Annotated in this window: 15 protein-coding genes; 11 read left to right on the top strand and 4 right to left on the bottom strand. The window is 73.0% G+C overall.

Translation table 11 applies throughout. The annotated features are described in order from the left end of the window. The first annotated feature begins 227 nt into the window (after window positions 1-227). On the top strand, window positions 228-1,757 hold the full coding sequence (locus tag ACFY9V_RS23860; protein WP_391048129.1) for an SDR family NAD(P)-dependent oxidoreductase: 1,530 nt from the start codon (window positions 228-230) through the stop codon (window positions 1,755-1,757). A 3-nt stretch (window positions 1,758-1,760) separates the two neighbouring features. Here the strand turns inward: ACFY9V_RS23860 and ACFY9V_RS23855 are convergent, their stop codons facing one another. Beyond that, on the bottom strand, window positions 1,761-3,110 hold the full coding sequence (locus ACFY9V_RS23855) for a nucleotide disphospho-sugar-binding domain-containing protein (protein ID WP_391162816.1): 1,350 nt from the start codon (window positions 3,108-3,110) through the stop codon (window positions 1,761-1,763). A gap of 217 nt (window positions 3,111-3,327) precedes the next feature. Here ACFY9V_RS23855 and ACFY9V_RS23850 point away from each other — a divergent pair, with 217 nt between their 5' ends. Continuing rightward, the gene (locus ACFY9V_RS23850; protein WP_391162815.1) at window positions 3,328-5,448 is read left to right on the top strand and encodes a glycosyltransferase; all 2,121 of its coding nucleotides are present in this window, start codon (window positions 3,328-3,330) and stop codon (window positions 5,446-5,448) included. Window positions 5,449-5,588: 140 nt separating this feature from the next. Here ACFY9V_RS23850 and ACFY9V_RS23845 read toward each other — a convergent pair whose 3' ends face one another. Then, window positions 5,589-6,614, bottom strand: coding sequence for a MerR family transcriptional regulator (locus ACFY9V_RS23845; protein WP_391162814.1), 1,026 nt, complete (start codon window positions 6,612-6,614; stop codon window positions 5,589-5,591). A gap of 168 nt (window positions 6,615-6,782) precedes the next feature. On the opposite strand from ACFY9V_RS23845, the gene ACFY9V_RS23840 reads away from it, so the two are divergent. Together ACFY9V_RS23840 and ACFY9V_RS23835 are read left to right on the top strand one after the other, a co-directional pair. Then, window positions 6,783-7,481 (top strand): sigma-70 family RNA polymerase sigma factor, encoded by a 699-nt coding sequence (locus tag ACFY9V_RS23840; RefSeq protein WP_391162813.1) that lies wholly within the window; start codon window positions 6,783-6,785, stop codon window positions 7,479-7,481. A gap of 153 nt (window positions 7,482-7,634) precedes the next feature. Next, window positions 7,635-8,183, top strand: a complete 549-nt coding sequence (locus ACFY9V_RS23835; RefSeq protein ID WP_391162812.1) for a DUF4383 domain-containing protein — start codon at window positions 7,635-7,637, stop codon at window positions 8,181-8,183. A 3-nt stretch (window positions 8,184-8,186) separates the two neighbouring features. Here ACFY9V_RS23835 and ACFY9V_RS23830 read toward each other — a convergent pair whose 3' ends face one another. Continuing rightward, window positions 8,187-8,930 (bottom strand): TetR/AcrR family transcriptional regulator C-terminal domain-containing protein, encoded by a 744-nt coding sequence (locus ACFY9V_RS23830; protein WP_391162811.1) that lies wholly within the window; start codon window positions 8,928-8,930, stop codon window positions 8,187-8,189. 106 nt (window positions 8,931-9,036) lie between these two features. Here ACFY9V_RS23830 and ACFY9V_RS23825 point away from each other — a divergent pair, with 106 nt between their 5' ends. Both ACFY9V_RS23825 and ACFY9V_RS23820 read left to right on the top strand, forming a co-directional pair. Beyond that, on the top strand, window positions 9,037-10,725 hold the full coding sequence (locus tag ACFY9V_RS23825; protein ID WP_391162809.1) for a carboxylesterase family protein: 1,689 nt from the start codon (window positions 9,037-9,039) through the stop codon (window positions 10,723-10,725). 127 nt (window positions 10,726-10,852) lie between these two features. Further along, complete coding sequence (locus ACFY9V_RS23820; protein ID WP_355335293.1) at window positions 10,853-11,563, top strand: GntR family transcriptional regulator; 711 nt, start codon at window positions 10,853-10,855, stop codon at window positions 11,561-11,563. Window positions 11,564-11,723: 160 nt separating this feature from the next. On the opposite strand, the gene ACFY9V_RS23815 is transcribed toward ACFY9V_RS23820, so the two are convergent. Next, window positions 11,724-13,178: an aminopeptidase P N-terminal domain-containing protein gene (locus ACFY9V_RS23815; RefSeq protein WP_391162808.1), complete on the bottom strand. Its 1,455-nt coding sequence runs from the start codon at window positions 13,176-13,178 to the stop codon at window positions 11,724-11,726. Between the two features lie 224 nt (window positions 13,179-13,402). Between ACFY9V_RS23815 and ACFY9V_RS23810 the strand changes: the two genes are divergently transcribed. The 5 genes from ACFY9V_RS23810 (at window position 13,403) to ACFY9V_RS23790 (ending at window position 19,502) form a co-directional block, all read left to right on the top strand. Continuing rightward, window positions 13,403-15,139 (top strand): ABC transporter substrate-binding protein, encoded by a 1,737-nt coding sequence (locus ACFY9V_RS23810; RefSeq protein WP_391162807.1) that lies wholly within the window; start codon window positions 13,403-13,405, stop codon window positions 15,137-15,139. 83 nt (window positions 15,140-15,222) lie between these two features. Next, a complete protein-coding gene (locus ACFY9V_RS23805; RefSeq protein WP_391162940.1) occupies window positions 15,223-16,200 on the top strand; it encodes an ABC transporter permease subunit in 978 nt (325 codons plus the stop codon). Continuing rightward, entirely contained in the window at window positions 16,197-17,183 is a 987-nt protein-coding gene (locus ACFY9V_RS23800; protein WP_355335283.1) for an ABC transporter permease, read from the top strand. Before ACFY9V_RS23805 ends, ACFY9V_RS23800 begins: the two co-directional genes overlap by 4 nt. 1 nt (window position 17,184) lies before the next feature. Next, window positions 17,185-18,366, top strand: coding sequence for an oligopeptide/dipeptide ABC transporter ATP-binding protein (locus ACFY9V_RS23795; protein WP_391162806.1), 1,182 nt, complete (start codon window positions 17,185-17,187; stop codon window positions 18,364-18,366). Next, window positions 18,363-19,502 (top strand): oligopeptide/dipeptide ABC transporter ATP-binding protein, encoded by a 1,140-nt coding sequence (locus tag ACFY9V_RS23790; RefSeq protein ID WP_391162805.1) that lies wholly within the window; start codon window positions 18,363-18,365, stop codon window positions 19,500-19,502. Before ACFY9V_RS23795 ends, ACFY9V_RS23790 begins: the two co-directional genes overlap by 4 nt. The last annotated feature ends 336 nt before the right edge of the window (window positions 19,503-19,838 follow it).

Here is a 19,838-nt window from a genome sequence, read left to right as displayed (position 1 = left end):
ATTCCGTCCGGGACGCCCCCGCGGATGCAGCGGACGTCCACTGCTGCCGGGAGGGGCGAAAACACCTCACCACGAGTGACCCATCGTGATCACGCCGCCACATCGGGTCACTGTCGACGAATCTCCGCATGCGGGTGGTCCGGCCCGCATCCGGCCGACCGGGCCGCGCGGAAGAGACCGTGAAGGGGGACGGTGGGGGGAACACAACGCGCGGAACGGAGCTGCTCATGATCAGCGATGCCACCGAACCCGGGCCGCTGTGCCTGGTCACCGGGGCCTCGGGCTACATCGGCGGACGCCTGGTGCCCGAACTGCTGGCCGCCGGGTACCGGGTCCGGTGCCTGGCCCGCTCACCCGGAAAGCTCCGCGATCACCCATGGGTGCACGACACCGAGGTGGTCCAGGGCGATGTCACCGATCCCGACTCGGTGGCGGCGGCGATGCGCGACGTGGACGTGGCGTACTACCTCGTGCACGCGCTGGGCACCGGCTCCGGCTTCGAGAAGACCGACCGGGAGGCGGCCCGGGTCTTCGGCGAGCAGGCCCGCGCCGCAGGGGTGGGACGCATCGTCTACCTCGGCGGCCTGACCCCCGGCGGAGTACCGGAGGCCGAACTCTCGCCGCACCTGCGCTCGCGCGCCGAGGTCGGCCGCATCCTGCTGGACTCGGGGGTGCCCACCACCGCGCTGCGCGCCGCGGTGATCATCGGATCGGGCTCCGCGTCGTTCGAGATGCTGCGCTACCTCACGGAACGGCTGCCGGTGATGGTCACCCCGAGCTGGGTCCGTACCCGTATCCAGCCCATCGCCGTCCGCGACGTGCTCCGCTACCTCGTCGGGAGCGCCGCCATGCCGCCGGAGGTCAGCCGCCCCTTCGACATCGGCGGCCCGGACGTCGTCACCTACCGGGAGATGATGCAGGGCTACGCGGCGATCGCCGGTCTGCCCAAACGCCTGATCGTCCCGGTCCCCGTCCTCACCCCACGGCTGTCCAGCCACTGGATCGGACTGGTCACCCCGGTGCCCCGGTCGATCGCCCGCCCGCTCGCGGAGTCCCTGCGGCACGAGGTGGTCTGCTCCGAGCACGACATCGCCCGCTACGTGCCGGACGGCGAGGGCCAGCCCTTCCCGCTGCGCCGCGCCCTGGCCCTGGCCCTGCGGCGGGTCCAGGACGCACAGGTCACGACCCGCTGGTCCTCCGCCTCGCTGCCCGGCGCGCCCAGCGACCCGCTGCCCACCGACCCCGACTGGTCCGGCGGCAGCCTCTACACCGACCGCCGCGAGCAGGTGGTCGACGCCTCACCCGAGGCGCTGTGGCGCGTGATCGAGGGCATCGGCGGCACGAACGGCTGGTACTCCTTCGGCCTGGCCTGGGCGGTCCGCGGCTGGCTCGACCGCCTCGCGGGCGGTGTCGGGCTGCGCCGCGGACGCCGTGACGCCGTTCATCTGCGGAACGGGGACTCCCTGGACTTCTGGCGGGTCGAGGAGATCGACCGCGGCAGGATGCTCCGGCTGCGCGCCGAGATGCGACTGCCGGGCCTGGCCTGGCTGGAGCTGCACGCTGACCGGGACGACCAGGGCCGCACCCTGTACTGGCAGCGGGCGCTGTTCCACCCGCGCGGGCTCCTCGGCCACGCGTACTGGTGGAGCATCTCGCCCTTCCACGCGTTCGTCTTCGGCGGCATGGCACGCAACATCGCCAAGGCGGCGGAACAGGGCAGGTCCGCCCCGAGCCCGCGGCCGGTCACCACCCACTGACCGCTACGGTGCGACCGGCCGCTCCTGGCGGGCGGCCATCACGGCCCGCAGCCGGACGGCCGCCCAGTCAGGGCCCCGCTCGCGGACCCGGGCGGACAGCCGCCCGAGTCCGGGCGGCGGCGCGGTGAGCAGTGAGGCCACGGCGTCCCCGATGTCCCGCCCGGTCGCCGCGGCCGGGTCCAGGACGACGGCCGCCCCGGCCCGCTCGGCGTCGTGGGCGACGGCGAACTGGTCGCTGGAGAACGGCAGGACGAGCGCCGGGACGCCCGCGGCGACGCACTCGGTGAAGGAGTTGTTGCCGCCGTGGTGCACCATCGCGTCCACCTCCGCCAGCAGCGCGCGCTGCGGCACGGAGGCCGCGACGCACACCCGCGGGCCCGCCAGATCCGCGAGCGCCGCCGTACGGTCCCCGGCCGCCAGGACGACCGCCGCGTCCGGACAGCGCTCCAGCACGCCGCGCGCCACGGTCCGCAGCACGTCGTCCCTGGCCGACAGGAAGGTGCCGAAGGCGACCAGGACGACCTTCCCCGCCGCCGCCCGCAGCCGGTCGGCCGCACCGCGCCAGTACGGGTCCAGGACCGGCGCGTCCTGCGCGGTGCAGTGACCGGCGTAGAGGGCTTCGCGCCCCTCGGGCGGTACGGGCAGGCCGGGAAGCGGCGGGTAGCAGTAGACGACGGCGTGCGGTGAGGTGAGCGCGAACGCCCGGCCGGGCGGCGGCCGGTGCGGGGCGTGGAGTGCGGCGAAGTCCGCGAACAGCGAGGTGAAGGCCGCGTCGTTCGCCCGTACCGCGGTGCGCAGCGCCGCCCGCTCGGCGAGGCGCGGCCGGATCCCGGCGGGCCAGGCACAGGGTTCGCCGAAGAAGGCGTCGGGGCCCGCTGGCAGGTAGCCGGGATGTCCGGGACAGTAGGAGGCGTACGACAGACCGAGGCAGTGCAGGGCGAGCGTCACCGGGTAATTGAGCTGGTCCACCAGGTACCAGTCCGGCCGCAGCCGGTCGTGCAGAATCCGCAGGTCCGCCAGGATCCGCTCCGGGTCGGCGAGCATGTCGGCGCCTCGGTGCCGGGCCTGGGCGAGCAGCGCGGGCACCGCGCCCGCCCTGGTGGCGTCCAGGAACTCGGTGAGACGCGCCGCCTCCGCCGTGTCCTGCTCGGTCGTCTCCGCGATCCCCGTATTGGCGTTCCGCGTCACCGTGAGCGGCACGAAACCGATGTCCGCCTCCCGCGCCAGCTCCTCGAAGGCGGGCGCGCACGCGAAGTGCACCTCGTCGCCCGCCCGCCGCAGGGCTCCCGCCAGGACCGACAGCGGCCGGGCGTGCGACTGGAAGGGCGGGCTGACCACCACGATCCGGGCCATGGGACTCCTTCGGTCGAGCGGTGTCCGCGTACGCCGACGCGGCCCCCGCGGAACTCCACGACGGCGTGCGGCGCGGCTGCGACGGCAGATCCTGCCAGGTCAGGGGCGTGCGCGCTGTGAGGCAGAACCGGCGCCCGAAGTGCATCCAATCCGCTCGGCCGTACGGAAGCGATGACTGTGCACGATCCGCAGCCCCATTCGCACGGGAGAGGCCGCCATGGAAGACATCGCACTGCCGACCGCCCCCGCGGCGGGCTCCGCCACGGGAGCGGCCGGCGACGGGACGGTTACCGGGAACGTCTTCGCCGGTCCGGGCGCTCGCACGGGGCCCGCGCCGGACGACGACGTCTTCGTCGACCTCCGTTCGACCTTCTGGACCGGCCGGATCCGGCCCGCCGCCGCGGGCGCGGGCGCCGGGGCGCTGCTGAACCTCACGCAGGCGGAGTACGGCTGGCCGTTCCCCGAGGGCATCGCCTGGGAGGCGGAGGACCTGTCACTGGCGCGACTCCGCCGCGCCTGCCGGATGGGCCTGGCCCACAGCCCCGAGACGCTGACCGGCCACGCCGGTGGCTCGGACCGGCTGCGGGCCGCCGCGGCCGAGGCGTGGCCGGACGCGCTGCGGGTGCACGGCGCGGACAGCGCGCGCGACGCGCTGCGCGAGGCGCTGCGCCACCGCCCGGCCGGGGCCGCGACGGCGGCCCTGCTGGACGTCGCCACGGCCCGGGGCCTGCGGCCGCTGGAGCCGGAGGAGGCGGCCGAACTCGCGGCGGCCGGTGACCGCGCGACCCGCCACGCGGCCTGGCGCTACCTCGCCGGTGTGCCGGGCGGCGCGTCCCTGCTGCCGGTCTCCGCCGAGGCGGAAGACCCGTACGAGCGGCTGATGCTGCTCCCCGGCCAGGACCCGCTGCTGCCCGCGGCGGCGCGCAGGCCGGGTCTGCTCGTCGCCCAGCCGATGCTGCTCGGCGGCCTCGACACTCCGGGGGAGGGGCTGAGCGGCGGCCTGAGCGTGCTGCTCAGCGGCCTCGGGGACGCGCTGGCCGACACCGGCGCGGTCGCCGCCGTCGTGACGGTGGTCACCGCCAGCCGCAGCGAACTGGCGCGCGACGACAGCCTGTTGCACGCCCGGGGCCCCGGGCACTGGGTGCTGCGGCTCCCCGTGGACGCGGAACATCCCCTCGGCCAGCACGAGATGGGCGCCCACCGCGAGGCGCTGGCCTGGTGGGCCGTACGGCTGCTCGGCGGCCTCGGCGCACGGCTGGACGTCCTGCACGCGCGCTATGCCGACGACGGCTCGCTCGCCATGGCCCAGGCCGCGGAACGCCTCGGAGCCCGGCTGGTGTTCACCGCGACGCCCGATCCGCACCGGCAGATGACCGCACGCCACGGCCGGGCCCCGGCCGCCTCCGACGACCTGCGCGACGACCTGCACCGGGTGTTCGTCGCCGACCGGCTGGTCGAACGGGCCGCACGCGTGGTCGCCATACCCGGACAGCAGGGCGACGCCTCCGAACTCGTCCGCCACTTCCCCCAACTGGCCGCCGCGCGGGACGGCGCGGGCCCGGCCGCGCCACCGGAGGGCATCCAGCCGTACGTACCGGCCGCGTCCGAGGCGTCCGACCGGGCGGATCTGCTGGGCATGGTCCTCGGCGGGGGCGGTAGCGGCGGCGCGCGGCGGGCGCCGCTCGGCCCGGACGCCCTGCGGGAGCCGCTGCTGCTCTGCGTGGGACGGCTGCACCCCGTCAAACAGCAGGACATGCTGGTACGGGCCTGGCTGGAGCGGGGCCTGTACCGGCGGTCCTCCCTCGTGCTGATCGGCGGCGCCTCCGACCGTCCGTCGGCCGCCGAGACCGCGATGCGCGCCAGGATCGGCCGCCTGCTCGCCCGGCACCCCGGCGCGGCCCACCGGCTCGTCCTGCTCACGGCCCTGTCCAACACCCGCGTACGCCGCCTGGAGCGGGCGCTGGCCGACCCGGCGTCGGGGGCGCGGGCCTGGTACGTCTGCCCGAGCGCCAAGGAGGAGTTCGGGATCGCGGTGCTCGAAGCCATGGACGCGGGACTGCCGACCGCTGCCCCCGAACGCGGGGGAGTACGCCACTATCTGCGCGACGGCGACAACGGCGTACTGCTGGACACCTCCAGCGCACCCGCCCTGGGCCTCGGCCTCGAACGGATGCTGGACATGCCGCCCTCCGCCGCCCGCGCCCTCGCCGCGCGGGGCCGCGCCACGGTCACCTCCGGCTACACCCTCACCTCTACGGCTGCCGCCTTGGTCGAGGAATACCTGGCCACCACCCCGCCCGGAACCCCGGCTGACGCCCGAGCCGCGACGCGCGGCTGACGTATCTCCTCGGCCTGGCGGCGAGCCGCCCACCGGCCTGCGGCGGTGTCGGCTGAGGACTGGCCGGGGCGTTCACGGGCTGCCGCTGAGCCTGCTTCGGCCTCGGCTGAGGACTGTTCCGGGCGTCCCCCCGGAGGGGGTCAGGGGGCCGCGGTGGGTGGTGGGGTGGGGGAGCCGATGCGGCTCAGGGCGGACAGGGCGTCGCGCAGGCCCTGGGGTCTGAGCATGCCGGGCATCAGGGGGCCGGCCCAGCCGGGACCGGCGAGGAAGACCATCGGATGGGTACGGGCGCCCTTGACGCCCCAGCTGGTGGCCGCGACATGCCGGGCGAGCGGGCGGTCGGCGGTGGAGCGGGACTGGGACCACAGCACGACAGCCGCCGGGCCGATCCGGCGTACGGCCTCGTCCAGGGCGTCGACCGGCACCGCCCCGCCGAACATCCGGGTCGACAGGCCGAGCTCTCCGAGCCCCGCGGTGAGCGCCTCCAGCGGAAGCGTGTGGTGGTCGCCGGGCACGCACGCGAGCAGTACGGGCGCCGCCCCGGTGACGGCCGGTGCCGCGCGGACCCGCCGCAGCGCCGACGAGACGTGCCAGGACAGCAGGTGCTCGACCTCCACGTACCGCTCCCCTGAGGTCTGCCACTTGCGGCCGACGGCGCGCAGGGTCGGCGCCATCACCTCCTCCCAGGCGACGACCAGCCCGTGCCGCTCGACCAGGTCGGTCAGCAGGGCGTCCACCGCCGGGCCGTCCAGCCGCACCGCGGCCCGCGCGAGCCCGCGGCACTCCTGCCGGACATCCCCGAGCGGCAGGCCGCTCCCGGCGGCCGGTTGCCGAGTGGCGGGCCGGGGCGGCCCGGCCGACGCCGGGCTCGTGGGCGCGGGCGCGGTGCCGGCGGCGGCCTGAGCGGCGCGGGCCGCCTCCGCGGGCGGCACGCCCGAGGCGGTGAGCCGGCACATCTCCTCCAGGACGGCCACGTCCCGCGGGGCCCAGCGCCGGTGCCGACCGTCCGAACGGACCGCCGGACCGATCCCGTACCGCCGGTCCCACGACCGCACCGTCGTGGCGGACACCCCGAGCCGCCGCGCCAGCGCACCCGTGGCGATCCCGGCCTCGACAGGCTCCCGCGCTCCCGACGCCCCCCGCGTCCCACCCGTCTCCTCGCTCATCTCTTCACTATACGACGCAGAAACGGTGCGAGTTGCTCCACCTGGCCGGTGATTCGCACGCTAGGACGAGCCGACCCCGCCGCATCGGCGGCAAGCGGCCCCGCGCGCCGGGCTTCCCGGCGGCTCGCGACCCGCCCGGCAGGAACCCGACCGAAGAAGGGCAGCTCCATGACCGTACGCACCGTCGCGGAACCCGCGCACGAGCCCGCGTCCGCATCCGCTGCCGCCGCACCCGCTCCCCCCGCCGTACCGGTGCCCGCCCGCTCCGCCGACGGCCGGGGCGGGTCCGACGCGCCGCTGTGGGAACCGGCCGAGCTGGGCCTGGCCGACTCGGAGCTGGCGGCCGGTCTGGTGCGGGGCAACGAGGACTGCGTGGCCGCCGCCTACCACCGCTGGGGCGGGCTGATCCACGCGCTCGCCCGCCGGTCGCTCGGCGACGCACGCGAGGCCGAGGACGTCACCCAGCAGGTCTTCCTCGCCGCGTGGCGCGGCCGGCACGGCTACCGGCCGGACCGCGGGTCCCTGGCCGGATGGCTGATCGGCATCGCGCACCGGAAGATCGCCGACGCGCTCTCCGCCCGCACGCGCCGCTCCGTACTCGTGGCCAACGCCGGTTCCGCCCTGCCGCCCGAGCCGGACGCCGACGCTCAGCCCGACGCCGCGCTCCACCGGGTCTTCGTGACCCGTGAACTGGCCAAGCTGCCCGCCGCCCAGAAGCAGGTGCTGTGCATGGCCTTCTACTGGGACCTCACCCACGCCGAGATCTCCGAGCGCACCGGTCTGCCGCTCGGCACGGTCAAGAGCCATTCGCGCCGCGGGCTGCTCAGACTGCGGGCGCTCCTCCATGCGGACGCCGCGCTCGGCTGATGCGGGGCGGCCCCGGAGGCCGTAGCGCCCATGACACGACACGCTGCAAAAACGCTGCGTGATGAGAGATGCGGACAAAAGGGCCACCCTGGAGTGTGTGAAAGCAGTGCATCCGCGACATACGGATCTGCCCGCCCCACAGAGGAGACGGCGATGAAGCTGCAGGACGAACTCCCGCACGATCACCACCTGGCCACCGTCTACCGCTTCGGCGCCGCCTTCTGCGGCCTGGTGCTGATCGTCTTCGGAGCACTCGGGTTCGCTGACGCGCTGGGCTTCTTCGACACCCACGGGTCCAAAGTCGCCGGTCTGAGCACCAACGGCGCGCTGAGCGTGATCTCCCTGGTGGTGGGCGCCGCCCTGATCCTCGGCGGCATCGTCGGCGGTAACTTCGCCTCCACCTTGAACATGACCGTCGGCGCCCTGTTCCTCCTGAGCGGCTTCGTCAATCTCGCCGTCCTGGACCGGTCGGCGAACGTGCTGAACTTCCGTATGCCCAATGTCATCTTCAGCTTCGTGATGGGCCTGCTCATCATCACGTTCGGGATGTACGGCCGCGTCAGCAGCCGCCTCCCGCACGACAACCCGTACTGGCGCAGCCGTCACCCCGAACAGGCCGACCGCGAGGCCGCCGCCGCTGCCCCGTCCGCGGCGCCCCGCCCCGCCCTCGCGCCCCGCGCCCCCGGCGCGCAGCCGCGCTGACGTTCAGCGGGCCGTCGTCCGCCGGGTGATCAGGACCTCGATTCCGTCCAGGATCCGGGTCAGGCCGAAGTCCACGTCGTCGTCAGCGATGTCGTCGTCGTATTCCTCGCGCTCCATCATGGCCGCGAGGATGGGATATCCGTGCTCGTGCAGGAGCGGCTGAAGGAAGCGCGCCACGGCGGCCGACTGCACCGGCGCCGCGGTGCTGTCGCGCACGTCGCGGCGGGCGGCGGCGATGCGCCGCGCGTAGCCGTCGAGCAGCAGCGCGCACCCTAGCGATTCGGCGGTGCTCAGCCCGGCCCCGGTGAGCGCTTCGAGCAGCACTTCCGTCCAGCGCAGCAGGTTCGGGGTCGCGGGCGCCCCGCGGATGGGCAGGTCGGGCAGCCACGGGTGCGTGTCGCAACGCCCGATCATCGCCCTGGTCCAACGGGCGGCAGCCGCTCGCCACTGGTCCGCGCCGGTTTCCAGCTCCGGCGCCGGGCCCCACGCGGTCTCAGCGACGAGCACCAGCAGCTCGTCCCGCGAGCTGACGTACCGGTAGACCGCGTTGGCGGTGAGTCTCACCCGCCTGGCGATGTTCGGCATGGACAGGGCCGCGAAGCCTTCCGCGTCGGCCAGCGCGACCGTCGCTTCGACGATTCCCTCCACGCTCTGCGAGGGCTTCCGGCCCAGCCGTCCCGTCTTGGGGGCCAGTCCCCACGCCTGGGCGAGGCCGGGCGGCAGCGCCTCGTCGTCACCGGTCGTCATCGGGCTCATCTCCATGTCTCGTCCCCGGGGGAAATTGACTTTGTGGGCGCCTCACACTTTATATTAGTGTGGACCACACACGAATTGTTTGAGGATGTGAACGCCGATGAATCCCCCAGGTCAGAACCGCGCCCCAGGACGTCGCAGGCCACAGGTCAGGGCGCGACCGCGCCTACGGGCCCTGCTGACCGCTCTGCTCGGCGCCGTCATGACCGGCTGCGCCATGACCGGCTGCGCCGCCGGACACGCGCGGCCGGCCCAGCGTGCGGAGGGCGGCCGAGGCGGTCCCGCCACCGTGGTCAGGACGGACACCGGCCTGGTCGAAGGCCGCCTCGGCGCGGACACCCGGATGTTCCAGGGGATTCCTTACGCCGCCCCGCCGGTCGGGCGGTTGCGCTGGGCGTCGCCCCAACCGGCCGCGTCCTGGCCCGGCATACGGACCGCGACCGAGCCCGGCAACCGATGCGCACAGTCGGCGGGGCTCATCGACGAGCAGAGCAACAGCGAGGACTGCCTCTACCTGAACGTCACCACGCCCGCGGGCGGCGGCGCCCGCGAGCTGCCGGTGATGGTGTGGATCCACGGCAACGGCTTCATCAACGGCGCCGGAAGCCTCTACGACGCACAGCGCCTGGCCAGTCAGGGCAAGGTGGTCGTGGTCAGCGTCAACTACCGGCTCGGTGTCTTCGGATTCCTCGACCATCCCGCCCTCGACCACGGCCCGGCCGCGCACCTGTCGGGCAACTTCGGACTGGAGGACCAGCAGGCGGCGTTGCGCTGGGTGAAGCGCAACGCGGCGGCATTCGGCGGCGACCCGGCGAACGTCACGCTCTTCGGCGAGTCGGCCGGCGGCACCAGCGTCTGCGCGCATCTCGTCGCGCCGGGGTCAACGGGCCTGTTCCAGAGGGCGATCCTGCAAAGCGCCGAGTGCACGGGACGCAACTGGTCACCGGGCCCGCCCACCTGGTTCCCGCTGCCGCGCGCGGAGCGCGAGCGGCACGGACTCGACGTCGCGGCAAAGGTCGGCTGCTCCGACCTCCGGACAGCGGCGGCCTGTCTGCGCGCCGCACCCGTGAACGAACTCCTCAAGTGGTCCGACGACGGAGTCGGGTCAGGGCCGACGGTCGGCGGCGGCGTACTGCCCGTGAGCCCGGAACAGGCGTTCGCCACCGGCCACTTCAACCGGGTCCCCGTCATCCAGGGAACGACCCGGGACGAACACCGGCTGTTCACCGCGGCCATCGAAGCCGTGACCGGCCGGACGACGACCGACGCCGACTACCGGCAGCAGATCCGGACACTGTTCACCCCGGCCGACGCGGCCCGCGTCCTGGCCCGCTACCCCGCCGACCGCTTCACGTCCCCCGGCGAGGCGCTGTCCGCCGTCGTCACCGACTGGGCCTGGGGGTGCACCGTCCTCGACCGGGACCGGGCCCTGGACCAGCACGTGCCGACCTACGCCTACGAGTTCGCCGACGACGAGGCACCCTGGTTTAGCACCCTCAAGAAGCCCGACTTCCCCACCGGAGCGTTCCACGGCAGCGAGTTGCAGTATCTCTTCGCCGACGAGCAGCTCCCCGGTCCGGCCACCCCCGCCCAGCGCCGACTCGCCGACACGATGATCCGCTACTGGGCCCAGTTCGCCCACACGGGCGATCCGAACGGCCCCGGCACGGCGCCCTGGCCGCGCTTCGGCACCGGCCGGCACGTCCAGTCCCTGCAAGCGGGGAAGACGGAGCCGGTCGACCTCGCCCGGGAACACCAGTGCGGCTTCTGGCGGACCGTCGGCGGCTGACCGCTGCCGCGGCGCCCGTCCCCGCCGGGCTCACGGCCCGGCGGGACTCCGGATCCGGAACCCGGTCCCTCCCTGTAGGGCAACGTCACATTGTATGCTGGGAGTTCGTGTGTCTGGAGGATCGGTCATGGCTCATTTGTCGTCGCGCGGCGTCATTCCCGTACGGGAGCACTTGCGCGACCAGGTGGCCAACGCTCTGCGTGCCGCTCTCATCGCGGGCGAACTGCGGCCCGGTGCGGTGTATTCCGCGCCCATTCTGGCCGCCGAGTTGGGCGTCTCGGCCACCCCGGTCCGCGAGGCGATGCTCGACCTCGCCAAGGAGGGACTCGTCGAGGCGGTGCGGAACAAGGGCTTCCGTATCACCGAGATCACCGAACGCGATCTCGACGAGTACACCGAGATCCGCGCGCTGATCGAGGTCCCCACCATCGGGCGGGCCACCGCGGTGGCCACCCCCGAGCAGCTGGAAGCGCTGCGACCGCTCGCCCTGGAGATCGTGGAGACGGCCCGGGGACACGACCTGATCGGTTATCTGGAGGCCGACCGCCGGTTCCATCTCGGACTGCTCGCCCTGGCCGGGAACGGCCATCTGGTGGAGGTCGTGAGCGACCTACGGAAACGTTCTCGGCTGTACGGGCTGAACTGGCTCGACGAGACCGGTCGACTGGTGGCGTCCGCCCAGGAGCACATCGAACTGCTCGACCTCATGCTCGCCCGCGACTCCGAGGGCGCGCAGGAGTGCATCAGCCGCCACCTGGGCCACGTTCGCTCACTGTGGGCGGACGGCGCCGAGGGGGCGGCGACCGCGCCCAACGGACTCCAGCTCGGGACCGCCTGACGTACGGGATGGCCCGACGTACGGGATCGCCTGACGTGCGGGATGGCCAGACGTACGGGATGGCCTGACGTACGGTCCGGGGCGTCGCCCGGCAGCGGACGAGGCCGTCACCGACGGGAGCGTCCGGCGGGCGTCGCCGCCGGACGCCGACCCCGACCGCTCAGGGGTTGAGGAGTCCGCCCATCCACTCCTCGATCGCGTCGGGGGTCCGTGGCAGCGCACCGGACATGAGCCTCGCGCCGTCGGCGGTGATCACCAGGTCGTCCTCGATCCGCAGGCCCATGCCGCGCAGTTCGCGCGGCAGCGTCTCGTCGTCCGGCTGGAGATACAGTCCGGGCTCGACGGTGAGCACCTGCCCCTCCTCCAGAACGCCGTCGAGATACGTCTCGGCCCGTGCGCGCGCGCAGTCGTGCACGTCCATGCCGAGCATGTGACCACTGCTGCACAGCGTCCAGCGGCGGTACACGCCGCTGTCGGGGCTCAGCGCCTGTTCCGGCGGGATCTTCAGGACGCCCCAGTCGTACAGCCCCTCGGTGATGACCCGCATCGCGGCCAGGTGGAAGTCGCGGAAGCGCGCCCCCGGGCGCAGCGCGGCGATGCCCGCCTCCTGCGCCGCCAGCACCAGTTCGTACGCGGTGCGCTGGGCCGGTGAGTAGCGGCCGGACAGCGGCAGGGTGCGGGTGATGTCGGCGGTGTAGAGGGTGTCGGTCTCCACTCCCGCGTCCAGGAGCAGCAGTCCCGCGGGGTCCAGCGGGCCGTCGTTGCGTATCCAGTGCAGGACGCAGGCGTGCGCGCCGGAGGCGGCGATGGTCTCGTAGCCGACCCCGTTGCCCTCGGCGCGCGCCCGCAGGGCGAACACTCCCTCGATCCAGCGCTCGCCGCGCGGGTGCCGCAGCGCCTGGGGCAGCGCCCTGACCACGTCCTCGAAGCCGCTCGTCGTGTGGTGGACGGCGAGTTGCAGTTGGCTGACTTCCCAGGGGTCCTTGACCAGCCGGAGTTCGGCGAGGACGGTCGCCAACTCCGCGTCACCGGTGGACGGGTGGTTCCCGGAGCCGACCAACTCCTCGACGGCCGGGTCCACTCCGGTCAGCAGCCGGACCGGAGGGGAGGCTCCGGTCAGCGGCTTGACCAGGTCGTCCAGGTGCTCGCAGCGCAGCCCGCTGAGGGCGGCGGCCTCGTCGAGGTCGGGACGTCGGCCGACCCAGAACTCGCCGTAACGGCGGTCCCGGTAGAACTCCTGGCCGGTACGGGGCGAGCGGGGCCGCAGGTACAGCACGGCCTGATGGCCGCTGCCCGCCGGCTCCATCAGCAGGACGTTCCCCGGCTGGTCCTCGCCGGTGAAGCCGGTCAGCCAGGCGTACGCCGTGTGCGGGCGGAAGCGGTAGTCGGTGTCGTTGGACCGTACGGCGAGCCGTCCCGCCGGAATGATCAGCCGCTCGCCGGGGAACCGGGCGGACAGCCGGGCGCGGCGACCGGTCGTCAACTCCTCTGCGGGCAACCGGGTTTCCGGCGGGAGAGGGCTGGGCGCCCAGGCGGTGGCCATGAAGTCGCCCAGAGCGGAGGACACCGGCAGATCGTGGCTGCCGGTGTGCGGTGGGGTGGTGGGTTCGGTCATCGGTGCGCGACTCCTTCGGGTCGGTGCGCGAACGAGGAAAGAGGCCGAACAGGGCGAACGAGGAGGGTGAGGCACGGATCGGTAACGAGAGAGCTGACGGCTTGTCAATGCAATGTCACATTACTATGTTACGAGTCACATCGCACAGGTGTCCTGGCGGCCGCCCTTTTCTCACCCCTTGAAGGCGGTCGCGGTGCCGGGAACTCACAACGGAGTGACACACCATGACCAAGCGCATCAGCGTCGCGTTGGCGATCGGCATAACGACCTCGCTGGCCCTCGCCGCGACGTCCTGCTCGGCCGACACCAAGAGCAGGGACGGAGAGCACAAGGCCCCGGGAGTGGCCACCGGCACCGTCATCGGCGGTACTCCCGAGCGCGGCGGCACCCTCACCGTGCTGTCCAATCAGGACTTCGACCACCTGGACCCCGCCCGCAACTGGGTCATGCCGACCATGGACTTCGGCACCCGGCTGCTCTACCGGACGCTCACCACCTTCAAGGCCGCGCCCGGAACCGCCGGCGGCACGATCGTGCCGGACCTCGCGACCGACCTCGGACGCTCCTCGGAGTACGGGCGGGTGTGGACCTTCACCCTCAAACCGGGCCTGACGTACGAGGACGGCACCCCGATCAGGGCGCAGGACGTGAAGTACAACGTCGAGAGGTCGTTCTCGCCGGATCTGACCGGCGGCCCCGACTACGCCCGGCAGTACCTGGCGGACACCGACGGCTACACCGGGCCGCTGACCGGCAAGGAGCTGGACTCCATCCGGACGCCGGACGACCGGACCATCGTCTTCCACCTCAAGCGGCCGGTCGCCGAGTTCTCGTACACCGTCACCCTGCCGACCTTCTCGCCGGTCCCGAAGGCCCGCGAGACCGGGGTGCGGTACGACCTGCGGCCGTTCTCCTCCGGCCCGTACAAGATCGAGAGCTACAAGCGGGGCAAGGAGATGGTGCTGGTCCGCAACGCGCGGTGGAGCCCCGGGACCGACCAGGTGCGCAAGGCGTACCCGGACCGCATCGTGGTCACGATGGGTCTACAGGGCGGACAGATCGACGACCGGCTGATCGCGAGCTCGGGCGCGGACGCCTCGGCCGTCGAATGGGCCAATCTCAGTGCGGCCAGCGTCGCCAAGGTGCTGCCGAACCGGTCGGTACGGGAGCGGCTGTCCGCCGAGCCGACCGGCTGCACGGACATGCTCTATCTCAACACCGCGCGCGGGCCGTTCACCGATCCCACCGTGCGCGAGGCCATGCAGTACGCCGTCGACAGGTCGGCGCAGGTCACCGCGGACGGCGGACCGGCGCTCAACGACATCGCCACGCACTACCTGCCGCCGCTGCTGACCGGCGGGTTCGTCGCCCCGGTGTACAACGTGCCGCCGTCCGGCGACCCGGCGCGCGCCAAGGAGCTGCTGGCCAAGGCGGGCAAGCCGTCCTTGGACGCCACGCTCACCGTCGCCACCGGGGACAAGACCAGGGCCGAAGCGCTTCAGGCGTCGCTGTCCAAGGCCGGGGTGAAGGTGAGGATCGACGTCGTGGACCCGTCCGTCTTCTACGACACGGTCGGTGACACCGCCCACGCACCCGACATGACGCTCAGCGGCTGGTGTCCCGACTACCCCTCGGGTTCGACCTTCCTGCCCTTCGTCTTCGACGGGCGCACCATCAAGGCCAAGGGCAACCAGGGCAACTTCTCGCAGTTCCGCGACAGCGCGGTGGAGCGGCGGATGGACCAGATCGCCGCGATGTCCAACGCCAACCAGACCAAGGTCGCCTGGATCGGCCTCGACGCGACGATCATGCACAAGTCGCCCGCCGTACCGCTGCTGTGGCAGCGCAAGCCGCTGCTGGTCGGCACCAACGTGGCGGGCGCGTTCGGCCACTCGGCGTGGACCGGGCAGTTCGACTTCGCGGTGATCGGTCTCAAGGACCCCGCTAAGAGCCAGGGGTGAAGGGCGCCACCGGCATGACCACAGAGCGGAAGACCGCCCGGCGTCGGCGCGCCGGGCGGTCGCGGCCCAGCGGCTCCACCGACCTGCCGAATCCGATGCATCCGACCGATCCGAATCTATCTGACGAACCATCACGTCACCTGTCCGGCGGCTTAGTTGACACCAGCGGCGGCCCGTGGCGGCGTGCCTGGCGGCAGTTGTGGCACGAGCCCGCCGCCCGCTGCTCCCTCGTCGCGGTCGTCGTGCTGATCGTCGTGTCCGTCGCGGCGCCGCTCCTGGCCCGACTGGGCGGTTGGCGCCCCGACGAGTTCGACGAGAGCGCCATCGACCCCTACCTCGGCGGCATGCCCCGCGGTTCGTTCGGCGGCATGAGCGCCGACCACTGGCTGGGCGTCGAACCCGCCACCGGACGCGACCTGTTCGCCCGCGTCGTGTACGGCGCCCAGGTGTCGCTGATGATCGCCTTCGCCGCCACGGCCATCGTGGTCGTCGTCGGCACCGCCGCGGGCATCACCGCCGGTTACTTCGGCGGGCGGGTGGACAGCGTCCTGAGCAGGCTGATGGACCTGACCATGTCCTTCCCCTCCCTCATCTTCATGATCGCCATGATGTCGGTGGCCCAGGACGTCAACCGCGTCGCGCTGATGACCGGCGTCATCGGCCTGTTCGGCTGGCCCGGTATCGCGCGCATCGTCCGCGGCGAGACGCTGTCGCTCCGGCACCGCGAGTACGTCGACGCGGCACGGGTCGGCGGCTCCACGGCGCCGCGCATCCTGGCCCGCGAGGTTCTGCCCAACGTGTCGGGGCCGGTCATCGCGTACACCACCCTGCTCGTCCCCGGCATGATCAGCACCGAGGCGGCGCTCAGCTTCCTGGGCGTGGGTGTGCGGCCCCCCACCTCGTCCTGGGGGCAGATGATCTCCCAGGCCGTCGTCTACTACGACACGGACCCGATGTTCTTCGTGATCCCCAGCGTCTTCCTCTTTCTGGCGGTCCTCGCCTTCACCGTCCTGGGCGACGCCCTGCGCGACATCCTCGACCCGCGGGGAGGGCGGTCGTGACGCTCTACGTGATCCGCCGGCTGATCGGCGTGACGGGCGTGCTGCTCGCCGTCTGCGCCATCACCTTCACCATCTTCTATCTGCTGCCCGCCGACCCGGCCGCGGCGGCCTGCGGAAAGTCCTGCAGCACCGAACGCGTCGAGCAGGTCCGCCACATGATGGGTCTCGACCGGCCGGTCTGGCGGCAGTTCGCGGACTACCTCACCGGTATCTTCGCGGGCCGCGACCTGGGCAGCGGCCCGCACGCCGTGCACTGCGGCTTCCCCTGCTTCGGCTACTCCTACGAGAACTCGCTGCCGGTGTGGAGCCTGCTCACCGACCGGCTCCCGGTGTCCGTCTCGCTCGCGGTCGGCTCGGCCGTGCTGTGGCTCGTCCTCGGGCTGGGCGCGGGAGTCACCGCCGCCCTGAAGAAGGGGTCGCTCACCGACCGCGGACTGATGGTCGGCGCGGTCGCCACCGCCTCGCTTCCCGTCTACTTCACCGCCATGGTGCTGATCTGGGGAGCGGTCCGAATCGCCGGGGTGCTGCCCTATCCGTCCTACGTGGCCCTCACCCGCGACCCCGTGCACTGGGCGTCCAACCTGCTGCTGCCCTGGATCGCCCTGGCCCTGCTGTACGCGGCCATGTACGCCCGCCAGAGCCGCAGTTCGATGATCGAGGCGATGGCCCAGCCGTACATCAGGACCGCGCGGGCCAAGGGCATGCCCGAGCGCACGGTCGTGCTCAAGCACGGGCTGCGCTCCGGGATGACACCGGTCCTGACCCTCTTCGGCATGGACCTCGGCGGCCTGCTGGCGGGCGCCGTGATCACCGAGAGCATCTTCGGCATTCCCGGTGTCGGACAGCTCTTCTTCGACGCGCTCCGCCGTTCCGACCAGCCGGTGATCCTCGGCGTCACGCTGCTGGCCGCCTTCTTCATCGTCGGCGCGAACCTCGTCGTGGACCTGCTCTACGCCGTCATCGACCCGAGGGTGAGGTACTGAGATGGACCAGGACACCGCCGCCGCGGCCACGCCGCCGCTGTTGCGCGTGGACGGCCTCACCGTCTCCTTCCGCACCAAGCGCGGTCCGGTACGGGCCGTCGACGGCATCGGCTTCACCGTCGAGAAGGGGCGGACCCTCGGCCTGGTCGGGGAGTCGGGCTCCGGGAAGTCCGTCACCTCGCTCGCGGTCATGGGACTGCACGAGGACGCCGAGGTCACCGGTTCCATCGCGCTGGGCGGCCGGGAGCTGACCGGTCTGAGCGGTGCGCGACTGAGCGCGCTGCGCGGGCGCCGGATGGCGATGGTCTTCCAGGACCCGCTGTCCAGCCTGCACCCCTACTACACGGTGGGGGAGCAGATCGCCGAGGCGCACCGGCGGCACTTCCGCTCCGGCCGGGCGGTCGCCCGGCGCCGCGCGGTGGAGATGCTCGGCGAGGTCGGCATCCCCGAACCCGCCCGGCGGGTCGCGGAGTACCCGCACCAGTTCTCCGGCGGCATGCGGCAGCGCGTGATGATCGCCATGGCCCTGGCCTGCGAGCCGGACCTGCTCATCGCCGACGAGCCGACCACCGCGCTGGACGTCACCGTGCAGGCGCAGATCCTCGAACTCATCGCCCGCATCCAGCAGGAACGCGGTCTGGGGGTGGTGATGATCACCCACGACCTGGGAGTGGTGGCCCGCGTCGCCCACGAGGTGCTGGTGATGTACGGCGGCAGGGCGGCCGAACAGGCCACGGTGGACGCGCTGTTCGCCGAGCCCGCCCACCCGTACACCCGCGGGCTGCTCGACTCCCTTCCCCGGCTGGACGACGCGGACGACGCGCCGCTGCGTACCGTCCCGGGCTCACCGCCCTCGCTGCTCAGCCTGTCCGAGGGCTGCGCCTTCCTGCCCCGCTGCCCCCGGGCGGCGGTCGCGTCCGAGCCGGAGCGGGAGCGGTGTGCCACCCGGCGCCCGGCCCTGGAGGCGGTGCGGGGCGCGGGGTCGGCCCCGCCGGGGAAGGGCGGCGGGGGAGTGGCCGCCGGGGTCCCACGGGTCCCCGGGGACGAGGGAGAGGCTGCCGCGGCCCCGCCCGGCCCGGCGCATCTGACCGCCTGTCATCTGACGACGGCGGCGCGGTCCGCCGCCGATCCGCCCGCGGACGCCCGGAGCGGGCCGCCCCTCACCGTCAAGGAAACGCGATGAAGCGCACGGACCGAGCACGACCGGCGACGGGATCAGGCCCCGGTACGGGGGCGGCCGTCGCCGATACGAACGGACAGCGCGCCGGGACCGCCCCCGACCGGCGATGGCACCTCGAACCCGTCGCCGCCGCGGACGGCGGACCGCCGCCCGCCCTGGAGCCGGGCGGCGAACCGCCGTTGCTGTCGGTCCGCGGCCTGGTCAAGACCTTCCCCGGACGACGGCGGCTGGGCAGGGCGACGGCCCCGGTGCGCGCGGTGGACGGGGTCGGCTTCGACCTGGCGGCCGGTGAGACGCTGGGGCTGGTCGGCGAGTCGGGATGCGGCAAGTCCACCACCGGACGGATGGTGGTGCGGCTGCTCGAACCCACGGCCGGCAGTATCCGGTTCGCGGGACAGGACATCACGCATCTGGGCCAGCGGCGGCTCCGGCCGCTGCGGCGGCACATCCAGATGGTCTTCCAGGACCCGTACTCCTCGCTCAACCCCCGGCAGACCGTGGCCCGTATCGTCACCGACCCGCTCCTGGCGCAGGGCACGTCGGCAGGCAGGGCCAGGATCCGCGCCGCCGAACTGCTCGACCTCGTCGGCCTGTTGCCCGAACACCTCGACCGGTATCCGCACGAGTTCTCCGGCGGGCAGGCGCAGCGGATCGGCATCGCCCGCGCCCTGGCCACCGAACCGCGGCTGGTCATCGCGGACGAACCCGTCTCGGCGCTCGACGTCTCGGTGCAGGCGCAGATCGTCAACCTGATGGAACGTCTCCAGGACGAACTCGGCCTGGCCTACGTGTTCGTGGCCCACGACCTCTCGGTCGTCAAGCGGGTCTGCGACCGGGTGGCGGTGATGTACCTCGGCCGTGTCGTCGAGATCGGTGACAAGTCCCAGGTGTACGAGCGCCCCGCGCACCCGTACACCGCGGCGCTGCTGTCGGCGGTGCCGGTACCCGACCCGGCGGTGGAACGCGTGCGGCAGCGGATCGTGCTGCGCGGCGATCCGCCCAGTCCCGCGGCGCCGCCGTCGGGCTGCGCCTTTCACCCGCGCTGCCACAAGGCACAGGAGATCTGCGGCGTCACCCGCCCCGAACTGGCCGGTCCGCCGCGCCGACAGGTCGCCTGCCACTTTCCGGACGCCGATTGAGGGAGCCGATTGACGGGGCCGCACGACCACGCCGACTGACGGGGCCGGTCGACCGCGCCGCTTGACAGAGCCGCACGCTCGGACCGCTTGACGGGGCCGCCTGACCGGCCGAGGCACGGGTCAGGTCGGCAGGGCTGCTCCGTGCGCCGGACAGCGGGGTCGAGCGACTCCGCCGCGTCCGCCTGCGCGCGGTCCGCCCGCGGTCCGGGCGCGGGGAATTCCTGGGCGCGGGGGAGCGGGGAAACGGCCTGGGGCCACCGGAATTCCGGTGGCCCCAGGCCGTTTTCGCGAGTTCTCCACCCAGGGTTCCCAAGCGATGTGACATGTGCAATGGTA

It is taken from the genome of Streptomyces sp. NPDC008317 (genome assembly GCF_042955955.1).
GTDB lineage: Bacteria > Actinomycetota > Actinomycetes > Streptomycetales > Streptomycetaceae > Actinacidiphila.
Note: the sequence above shows the minus strand (reverse complement) of the source record. Positions and strands in the feature narration are given on the sequence as shown.

Coding starts and splice junctions, on each gene's coding strand:
- ACFY9V_RS23860 (WP_391048129.1), top strand. CDS start 228: ATGATCAGCGATGCCACCGAACCCGGGCCGCTGTGCCTGGTCACCGGG.
- ACFY9V_RS23855 (WP_391162816.1), bottom strand. CDS start 3,110: ATGGCCCGGATCGTGGTGGTCAGCCCGCCCTTCCAGTCGCACGCCCGG.
- ACFY9V_RS23850 (WP_391162815.1), top strand. CDS start 3,328: ATGGAAGACATCGCACTGCCGACCGCCCCCGCGGCGGGCTCCGCCACG.
- ACFY9V_RS23845 (WP_391162814.1), bottom strand. CDS start 6,614: ATGAGCGAGGAGACGGGTGGGACGCGGGGGGCGTCGGGAGCGCGGGAG.
- ACFY9V_RS23840 (WP_391162813.1), top strand. CDS start 6,783: ATGACCGTACGCACCGTCGCGGAACCCGCGCACGAGCCCGCGTCCGCA.
- ACFY9V_RS23835 (WP_391162812.1), top strand. CDS start 7,635: ATGAAGCTGCAGGACGAACTCCCGCACGATCACCACCTGGCCACCGTC.
- ACFY9V_RS23830 (WP_391162811.1), bottom strand. CDS start 8,930: ATGACGACCGGTGACGACGAGGCGCTGCCGCCCGGCCTCGCCCAGGCG.
- ACFY9V_RS23825 (WP_391162809.1), top strand. CDS start 9,037: ATGAATCCCCCAGGTCAGAACCGCGCCCCAGGACGTCGCAGGCCACAG.
- ACFY9V_RS23820 (WP_355335293.1), top strand. CDS start 10,853: ATGGCTCATTTGTCGTCGCGCGGCGTCATTCCCGTACGGGAGCACTTG.
- ACFY9V_RS23815 (WP_391162808.1), bottom strand. CDS start 13,178: ATGACCGAACCCACCACCCCACCGCACACCGGCAGCCACGATCTGCCG.
- ACFY9V_RS23810 (WP_391162807.1), top strand. CDS start 13,403: ATGACCAAGCGCATCAGCGTCGCGTTGGCGATCGGCATAACGACCTCG.
- ACFY9V_RS23795 (WP_391162806.1), top strand. CDS start 17,185: ATGGACCAGGACACCGCCGCCGCGGCCACGCCGCCGCTGTTGCGCGTG.
- ACFY9V_RS23790 (WP_391162805.1), top strand. CDS start 18,363: ATGAAGCGCACGGACCGAGCACGACCGGCGACGGGATCAGGCCCCGGT.